Origin of the sequence: Bradyrhizobium sp. (assembly GCF_049798375.1) — a bacterium.
In the GTDB taxonomy this organism is placed as follows: domain Bacteria; phylum Pseudomonadota; class Alphaproteobacteria; order Rhizobiales; family Xanthobacteraceae; genus Bradyrhizobium.
This window is the reverse complement of record NZ_JBARGP010000461.1, coordinates 1-8,725: the sequence shown is the minus strand read 5'-3', so window position 1 is coordinate 8,725 and position 8,725 is coordinate 1. Positions and strand designations below refer to the sequence as shown.

The 8,725-nt window shown below is 65.2% G+C and carries 8 protein-coding genes; 6 read left to right on the top strand and 2 right to left on the bottom strand.

The features are described 5' to 3' along the window. A partial coding sequence (locus WA702_RS19025; RefSeq protein ID WP_425112079.1) for an aminotransferase class III-fold pyridoxal phosphate-dependent enzyme occupies positions 1-1,085 on the top strand: 1,085 nt, incomplete at its 5' end. 257 nt (positions 1,086-1,342) lie between these two features. On the opposite strand, the gene WA702_RS19020 is transcribed toward WA702_RS19025, so the two are convergent. Continuing rightward, a complete protein-coding gene (locus WA702_RS19020; protein ID WP_425112078.1) occupies positions 1,343-2,920 on the bottom strand; it encodes a winged helix-turn-helix domain-containing tetratricopeptide repeat protein in 1,578 nt (525 codons plus the stop codon). 159 nt (positions 2,921-3,079) lie between these two features. Between WA702_RS19020 and WA702_RS19015 the strand changes: the two genes are divergently transcribed. The 5 genes from WA702_RS19015 to WA702_RS18995 all read left to right on the top strand — a co-directional run bounded on the left by WA702_RS19015 (position 3,080) and on the right by WA702_RS18995 (position 8,260). Then, positions 3,080-3,835 carry an SDR family oxidoreductase gene (locus tag WA702_RS19015; RefSeq protein WP_425112077.1) on the top strand — a complete coding sequence of 252 codons (756 nt, stop codon included), beginning with the start codon at positions 3,080-3,082 and terminating at the stop codon, positions 3,833-3,835. A 100-nt stretch (positions 3,836-3,935) separates the two neighbouring features. Further along, on the top strand, positions 3,936-4,520 hold the full coding sequence (locus WA702_RS19010; RefSeq protein ID WP_425112076.1) for a phage holin family protein: 585 nt from the start codon (positions 3,936-3,938) through the stop codon (positions 4,518-4,520). A gap of 3 nt (positions 4,521-4,523) precedes the next feature. Beyond that, complete coding sequence (locus tag WA702_RS19005) at positions 4,524-5,552, top strand: YihY/virulence factor BrkB family protein (protein WP_425112075.1); 1,029 nt, start codon at positions 4,524-4,526, stop codon at positions 5,550-5,552. 218 nt (positions 5,553-5,770) lie between these two features. Next, positions 5,771-7,363, top strand: coding sequence for an EAL domain-containing protein (locus WA702_RS19000; RefSeq protein WP_425112074.1), 1,593 nt, complete (start codon positions 5,771-5,773; stop codon positions 7,361-7,363). Positions 7,364-7,405: 42 nt separating this feature from the next. Next, the gene (locus WA702_RS18995) at positions 7,406-8,260 is read left to right on the top strand and encodes a TIGR01459 family HAD-type hydrolase (protein WP_425112073.1); all 855 of its coding nucleotides are present in this window, start codon (positions 7,406-7,408) and stop codon (positions 8,258-8,260) included. A gap of 52 nt (positions 8,261-8,312) precedes the next feature. On the opposite strand, the gene WA702_RS18990 is transcribed toward WA702_RS18995, so the two are convergent. Then, complete coding sequence (locus tag WA702_RS18990) at positions 8,313-8,708, bottom strand: response regulator (RefSeq protein ID WP_425112080.1); 396 nt, start codon at positions 8,706-8,708, stop codon at positions 8,313-8,315. Positions 8,709-8,725 lie beyond the last annotated feature (17 nt).

Below are 8,725 nucleotides of genomic sequence, written 5' to 3'. Positions count from 1 at the left end.
CGTTCCAGTTCGGCATCCCGCAGGCCTTCGAGCTCGCCAGCCGTATCGCCGCTCTGGCTCCTGAAGGCCTCGACCACGTATTCTTCTGCAACTCCGGTTCGGAAGCCGCCGACACCGCGCTGAAGATGGCCCTCGCCTATCACCAGCTCAACGGCCAGGGCAGCCGCACCCGGCTGATCGGCCGCGTCCGCGGCTACCACGGCGTCGGCTTCGGCGGCACCTCGGTCGGCGGCATCGTCAATAACCGCAAGCTGTTCGGCAATCTCCTGACCGGCACCGACCATATTCCTGCGACCTATGACCGTGAGAAGCAGGCCTTCACCAAGGGCGAGCCGGAGTATGGCGCGCACTTCGCCGACGAGCTGGAAAACCTGGTCAACCTGCACGGCTCCAACACCATCGCCGCCGTCATCGTTGAGCCGATGGCCGGCTCCACCGGCGTGATCCCGGCGCCGAAGGGCTATCTCAAGCGCCTGCGCGAGATCACCCAGAAGCACGGCATCCTCCTGATCTTCGACGAAGTCATCACCGGCTACGGCCGTCTCGGTCACGCCTTTGCCGCCGAACGCTATGGCGTCACGCCTGACCTGCTCACCTTCGCCAAGGGGGTCACCAACGGTGCCGCGCCGATGGGCGGCGTGATCGCGAGCGGCACCATCCACGACGCCTTCATGAACGGCCCGGAGCATGTGGTGGAGTTCACCCACGGCTACACCTACTCGGCGCACCCGATCGCCTGCGCCGCCGGCCTCGCCACGCTCGACATCTATCGCGACGAGAAGCTGTTCGAGCGCGCCAAGGCGCTGGAGCCGAAATTCGCCGATGCCGTGATGAGCCTGAAGGGCCTGCCCAATGTGCTCGACATCCGCACCGTTGGTCTCACCGCCGGCATCGATCTCGCGGCGCTCCCCGAGGCGGTCGGCAAGCGGGGCTATCAGGCGATGGACGCCGCCTTCCACAACAACGATTTAATGCTGCGCATTGCCGGCGACACCTTGGCGCTGACCCCGCCCTTGATCATGAGCGAGGACCAGATCGGCGAGATCATCGACAAGGTCGGCAAGGTTATCAAGGCGGTGGCGTAAGCCGCTGCGACATCGTCATTGCGAGGAGCGTAAGCGACGAAGCAATCCAGGCTTTTCTTCCCGGCTCCGGATTGCTTCGCTTCGCTCGCAATGACGGCTGATTGAACGACAGGAACGTAGGGTGGGCAAAGCGAAGCGTGCCCACCGCTTCTCCATTCACGCTGAGCTAATTGGTGGGCACGCCGCGCTTTGCCCACCCTACAGGTCTCAGATAAATGGCGGCCCTCGCGGCCGCCATTTTCATTTCACGCCCCGCATCACTCCGGCAGGCCGGCCTTGCGCAGGCCATTCATAAAGATATCCTGATGCTCCGGCAGGCGGATCACGAGATAGTCCAATAAATTCGAAACCCGCAGATGCGGATCGAACTCGCGCAGCCGCGCCACCGCTTGCTGCGCCCGACTCTCGCGGCCGGCCAGCGCGTGCGAGACCGCCATCACGGCGAGCACCATCAGAAAGCTCGGCATCTCGAGGGACGCTTCCTCCGCCCATGACGAGGCGAGATCATAGTGGCCGGCGAACATATGGGCCGCGGCGATGCCGGCCTTCATGCGGTACATCTCGGGATCGAGCGGCGACAGTCGCATCGCCTGCGTGAAGCGCGTCAGCGCGCCGTCGATGTCGCCATCCCACATCCGCGCATAGCCGCCGAGCGCCCAGGCAAAGGCGAGGTTCGGATTGAGCACCAGCGCGCGGTCGAGCAGCGCGATGCCGGCATCGATTTCGCCGGCGAGCTGCAACAGCGCGTGGCCGCTCCGCGCCAGCGCCACCGCATCATCGCGGCCATATTCGGCGCCCCGCCGCGCGAGGCGAATCCCCTCGGCGATCTCCTGCTCGCGATCCTCCATCCAGCCCGAGACCTTGCGCCAGAAATAGCACCACGCGGCCATCCCATAGGCCGCACCGAACCGGTCATCGCGTGCGATCGCCTCGCGGAACAGCGCGATCGCCTCCGAGATTGCCGCCCGGCTGCCCTGATGCACTTGCGCGACGCCGCGCAGATAGCAATCATAGGCGCTCAGGCTCGTGGTCGGCTTACCTTTGGCCCGCTCGATCTCGGCCAATTCGAGCTGCGGCGCAATCGCTCCAGCGATGCTGGCGGCGATCTGCCCCTGCAGCTCGAAGATGTCGTCGAGCGCGCCTTCGAAGCGTTCAGCCCAGAGATGCGCCCCCGTCGTCGCATCGATCAGCTGCGCTGTGATCAGCACGTGGTTTGCGGCTCTGCGTACGCTACCTTCGACGACATAGCGCACGCCGAGCTCGCGTCCGACCTGGCGGATGTCGATGGTCCGGCCACGGAATGCGAAGCTCGAATTGCGCGCGATCACGAACAGCCAGCGCACCCGCGACAGCGCGGTGATGATGTCCTCGACGGCGCCATCGGCGAAATAGTCCTGCTCGGGATCCCGGCTCATATTGTCGAACGGCAGCACCGCGATCGACGGCTTGTCGGGCAGGCTTGGCCCCGCTGTCGGCGGCACACTGCCGGCAGCCGGTTCGACTGGCTCGGCCTCCTCGCATGGGACGACCTCGGTGACATCAGCGACGAAACGGAATCCCTTGCGCGTGACGGTGCGGATCAGGCGCTGATCCTGCCCGCTGTCGCCGATCGCCTTGCGCGCGGCGTTGATGTGGCTGGTCAGCGTGGATTCGGACACAAGGCGGCCGTGCCAGACGTGATCGAACAGATCATCCTTGCTGACCACACGGGCGCGATTCTCGATCAGATAGGCGAGCAGATCGAACACCTGCGGACCGACCGCAATGGCTTCGGAAGCGCGCCTGAGCTCACGGCGCTCGAGATCCAGCGCGTGATCGGTGAACAAGAATTGCATCACCGCCCTCCTCGCCTGCGTCATCGGACAGCAATTGGACGTCGCGACAAGGTAAAATCAAGACAAATCCAAGCCAGCCGCAAAGCGCGCCGTGCGATTCCAGAACATCTTCCGCACGTGATCGCAATGACCGCGGTCGATTGTCGCAAGGAGAACATCATGAAGATCGTCGTCATCGGAGGCTCCGGCCTGATCGGTCGCAAGCTCGTGAACGGCTTGCGCGAGCGCGGCCATGACGTGCTCGGGGCATCCCCAAGCACGGGCGTCAACTCCATCACGCGCGAAGGGCTCGCCGCGGCGATGCTCGGCGCAGACACCGTCGTCGATGTCTCCAACTCACCGTCCTTCGAGGACAAGCCGGTGATGGAGTTCTTCGACCGCTCCACGCGCAACTTGCTCGCGGCGAGTACGGCCGCCGGCGTCTCGCATTATGTCGCGCTGTCAATCGTCGGCCTCGAGCGGCTGCCGGACAGCGGCTATCTGCGTGCCAAGCTGGCGCAGGAGACCCTGATCAAGCAATCCGGAATTCCCTGCAGCCTGCTGCGTGCAACCCAGTTCTTGGAGTTTCTTCCCGCTATCATCGCAGGCGGCACGGAGGGCGACATCATCCGCCTGTCTTCGGCGCATTTCCAGCCGATCGCATCGGACGATGTCGTCGCCGCGCTCACCGATGTCGTCGTCGGCACGCCGCAGAACGGCACGACGGAGGTCGGAGGCCCCGAGCGCGCCGGCATGGATGCCTTCGCACGGCGTTTCCTCGCCGCGCAGGGCGACCGCCGCACCGTGATCGGCGATCCCGCCGCGCGCTATTTCGGCGCCGTCCTGACCGACGAGTCGCTGACGACCGGGCCGGACGCACGCATCGGCGCGACCACGCTCGATACCTGGCTGAAACGAACAGCTCGCGCCGCCTGAACGCCGGCGGAACATTCCAAATCCGGCCACGTTCATCCCGCAAGGCGCGCCGCGAACACAGGCGGCGCGCCAAAGCGATGATGGTCGGAGGGTCACGCGCATGCTCGCGCCACCAGGTGATTTGTTGCGGGCCGGGTTGGAGATGAAGATCAACCGGGTCAAGCGCGCTACGCGCTCCTATATGCGTGATCGCGCCCGCCAGGCGACGGGGACGGTGACGTCCTATGCCGTCGCAGCAGGCCTGTTCGCAGTCGCCGGCATCTTCCTGGTCGCGGCCTGCCTGGTCGGCCTGGATGCGCTGTTTCGTTGGGTCGAAATCAAATATGGGCTGTTTCCGGCCTTCGGCGTGATCGGTGGCATTCTGGTGTTGGTCGCCATCGTCTGCGCCGGCTTCGCCATGTTCAAGCTGCGCCGGCCGGCACCGAAGTTTCCGTCGCTGACCAGCCGGCTGCGCGTCGCGATCGCCGCTCCCATTGTTCGAGAGCCGGCAGAGGACGACGTCGATCCGGACACCATTCCGCTCCCACCATCGGCGTCACGCCGCGCCGCGCGCAACCGCGGCGCCATCACTGTGCCTGTCGGCTTGAGCGTCGCTGCACTGCTGCTCGGCTGGGCCGCCGCACGGCGCCGGCAGCATGGCAGGCAGCAAGAAACGCCCCACCAAGGAACGCCCCAAGGGCAATGACCGATGCCACGGGCGGCCGAGACGACCAACAGCATCATCCTGATCGCAGCGGGCGCCGTTCTGATGCTCACGGCAGAGCGGGCCGCGCGAGAGCTGGCCGCCCCTGAACGGGTGACACAATCGGAGGGGCCCGGGCGGAGCACGACCGCGATCGTGCCGCGTTCCCCCCTTTCGGCCGTCACGAGCCCGCTTCATCTTTCGCTCGCCGCATGGCGAAGCATTCTGTGGCGCACCTGCCTGCGTACCAGCAAGGACCGGCTGCTCGCCAATGCGGCTGGCGTGGTCTTCTTTGGCCTGCTCGCGGTGTTTCCCGCTGTGACCGCGCTGGTCTCGTGCTACGGCCTGTACGCCGATCCCCACACCATCGGCGACAATCTGCGGAGGCTGGCCATGATGCTGCCGGCGGGCACCTTCGCAATCGTGCAGGACCAGATCGCGCGCGTCCTCGCCAAGGGCAATACCGAACTCGGCGTGACCTTCCTGCTCGGCTTGTTGCTGGCACTGTGGAGCGCCAATTCCGGCGTCAAGGCGGTGATCGACGCGCTCAACGTCGCCTACGAGGAAGAGGAGCAGCGCGGCTTCATCCACCTCAATGCGATCTCGCTGGCATTCACGCTGAGCGGCATCGCGGCGCTGCTGGTGATGGTCGCTGCAGTCGTCGCCTTTCCGCTCGCGCTCGATCACGTTGGGCTCGAACCGGACAGCCAACTGATCGCGAGCTTAGCGCGCTGGCCGCTCTTGCTCGTGGCGCTGCTGGTCGGCCTTGGACTGCTCTACCGACTCGGCCCGAGCCGTCGCGCCACGCCATGGCGCTGGCTTGCGGTCGGCACGGTCACCGCGGCCCTGCTCTGGATCGGCGGCTCGTCGCTGCTGTCATTCTATTTGTCCAATTTCGCCAACTACACCGCGACCTACGGGTCGCTGGGCGCGGCGATCGGCCTGATGACATGGATGTGGATGTCCACGATCACGATCCTGCTCGGGGCCGAGCTCAATTCGGAAATCGAGCGGCAGGCCAAGCCTGCATCTTGACCCCTTCAGAAACATTGCGAAATCGGGTCATGATTTGACGTTGCAGGCCATGGGCACAACCCGTCGGCATTGGGCGCGTCAAGACACCTCATGGAACGTGCGCAAATGACACGAATCGCTGGAAATCGTCGCTTCATTCAGGCTTTTGCAAGGCGCCGGCTATCCTCGCGAATCACCAACGGTGATAAGAGTTGCGACGGTTGGGAGCGTCGCGCAGCATGATCCGCATTTCTACGATTTTCGTCGCCATCTGCATGGTACTAGTCGCAGCATCGCTGGGGCTGATTCTTTATTCGGCCGCCGGCATTTCAGGCTCGGAATCCGCGATCGTGTCGCTCACGGCGCTGACCTTCCTGATCCTCTACAATGCGATCTCGATGCGGCTGCGCGACCGCACCGACATCGGCAACCAGATCGCCGATCTGTCCCGCGGCACCGCCGATCTCGCCCGCCAGGTCGCCGAGTTCGGCCGGCGCTTGCAGACGATCGAAGGGCGCGTGGTATCGTCCAATTCGGTCGGCGCCGACCGGATGCAGGCGGTGATCGGCGAGATCAACGAGCTCGGCGGCCTGGTCAAGCAGCTCGCCACCTCGGTGGCCCAGCATGAGGACATGCTCGTCGGCGTGCCGGAAGCGACCGCTCTGGACGATGAAGCGATCGAGCCTATCACCCCCGAGCCGGTGCTGGAGCTGCATCACGAGCAGGCGGTGGCACCAAGCCTCCAGCCCGAAGTCCCGGCATCTGCGCCGGCGCGACAGGCGCCGTCGGTCCGGCCACCGGATCCGCGGGACCAGATCGGATCGCGGCCGCTCTCGGCCGCCCCGGTTGCGCCGGCCTCAGTTCCCGCACCTGTTTCAGCGCCCGCTCCGGCACCGGTCATGAGCGAGCCCGGCGGCGCGCGTCACCAGTCGCAGGTCCTCGCAGCGATCAGGACCGCGATCGAGGAAAATCGCGTCGATATCTATCTGCAGCCGCTCGTCACCCTGCCCCAGCGCAAAGTGCGCTTCTACGAGGCAGTGACGCGGTTGCGCGACGCGCGCGACCAGATGCTGACCGCGGAGGATTTCATCGGCATTGCCGAGGCTGGCGGGCTGATTGGACGGATCGATAGCATGGTGATGCAGCGCTGCGTGCAGGTGCTGCGCCGGCTGATGGTCCGCAACAAGGACGTCGGCATCTTCTGCAACCTGTCGTCGGTGACGCTCAGCAACCCCACGATCTTTGGGCAATGCCTGGATTTCCTGGAAGCGAACCGGGCGCTGGCCTCCTCCTTCGTGCTCGAATTCAAGCAGTCCACCCTGCGCAGCCTCGGGCCGACGGAGACCGAGCACCTCGCGGCGCTGGCGCAGCGCGGCTACCGCTTCTCGATCGATCACGTCACCGATCTGCGCTTCGAGCCGCGCGACCTCGCCGACCGCGGCGTGCGCTACATCAAGGTCCCGGCGGCGCTGCTGCTCGATCCCAGACAGAGCTCGAGCTCCGACATCCATCCGTCCGACCTCTCTGACCTGCTCGGCCGCTTCGGCATCGACCTGATCGCCGAGCGCATCGAAGGCGAGCGCTCGGTCGTCGACCTGCTCGACTACGACGTTCGGTTCGGCCAGGGCTTCCTGTTCGCACCGCCCCGGCCATTGCGGCCGGAGGGCGCATCTGCTACCGGCGGGGCCGCTGCCGGCGCAAGTACCGGGCAAGACATCAAGATTCAGGATTCCGATGCCGGCAATACCGCACCTCAGACCGCCAGCTCCGCCGCTCCGCCGCGCTCCGTCGGCAACGCCGCGCTGGCGCGTCGTGTCAGCGGCACGGCCTGAGTTGCGATCCGTCCTCGCACGTCAGCTCATAGGCCGCAGCCGATGACCGCGCTGCGTTTCGTCGAGCGGCTGCGCGACCTCGTCGGCGGCAAGGAGGTCGTGCTCTCTGACATCTGGGGCGTGGTCCATAACGGGCTGGAATCGTTCCCCGAGGCCTGCGAGGCGCTGCATAGCTATCGCAGCCAGGGGGGCACCGTCATCCTGATCACTAACGCGCCGCGGCCGGCCGATTCCGTGCAGCGGCAATTGCGCAAGCTCGGCGTCGCGGACGAGGTCTATAACGCCATCGTCTCGTCCGGCGACCTGACCCGGCAATACGTCGCCGGTCATCCCGGCGGCAAGGTATTCTGGCTCGGGCCCGAGCGCGACAATTCGATCCATCGCGGCATCGACCTGACGATCTCGCCACTCGACGAGGCCAATTACATCATCTGCACCGGCCTGTTCGACGACGAGACCGAGACGCCGGACGATTACCGCTCGATGATGCAGCAGGCGCTGGAGCGCAAGCTGCCGCTGATCTGCGCCAATCCGGACATCGTGGTCGAGCGTGGCGACCGGCTGATCTACTGCGCCGGCGCCATTGCCGAACTCTATCGCGAGCTCGGCGGCGAGGTGATCTTCTACGGCAAGCCGCACCGGCCGATCTACGAGCGCGCCATGGAGCTCGCTGCGGCCCATGTCAGCCACCCGATCGCGCGCGACAAGGTGCTCGCGATCGGAGATTCCGTCCGTACCGATCTCGCCGGCGCGCACGGCTTCGGCATCGACCTGTTATTCGTCACCCGCGGCATCCATTCGGAGGAATTCGAGGGCGTCGAGCAGCTCGACCCCGCCTCGGTGAAGGAGCTGTTCGGCCATCCGCCGCGGGCGCTGATGCGCGAGCTGAAGTGGTGAAATGAAAATGCCCGGCTGAAAGCCGGGCATTTGGAAACGAAGCCTCGGGAAATCAGGCGACCTGCAGATCCGGGAACACCGCCTCGATCTTGGTCTTCAAGGTCGCGGCGTTGAACGGCTTGACGATGTAGTTGTTGACGCCGGCCTTCTTGGCCGCGATCACGTTCTCGGTCTTGGATTCGGCCGTGATCATGATGAAGGGCGTGGTCGCCAGATTGGGATCGGCGCGGACCTCGCGGAGCAGGTCATAGCCGGTCATCGGCTCCATGTTCCAGTCGGAGATCACCAGGCCATATTTCTTGCCGCGCATCTTGTTCAGCGCAGCCGAGCCGTCGCTGGCGTCGTCGATATGCTCGAAGCCGAGCTGCTTCAGAAGATTGCGAATGATGCGGATCATGGTGTTGTAATCGTCCACCACCAGCACCGTCATCGACAAATCAACCGCCATCTTCATTCCCCCTGCTA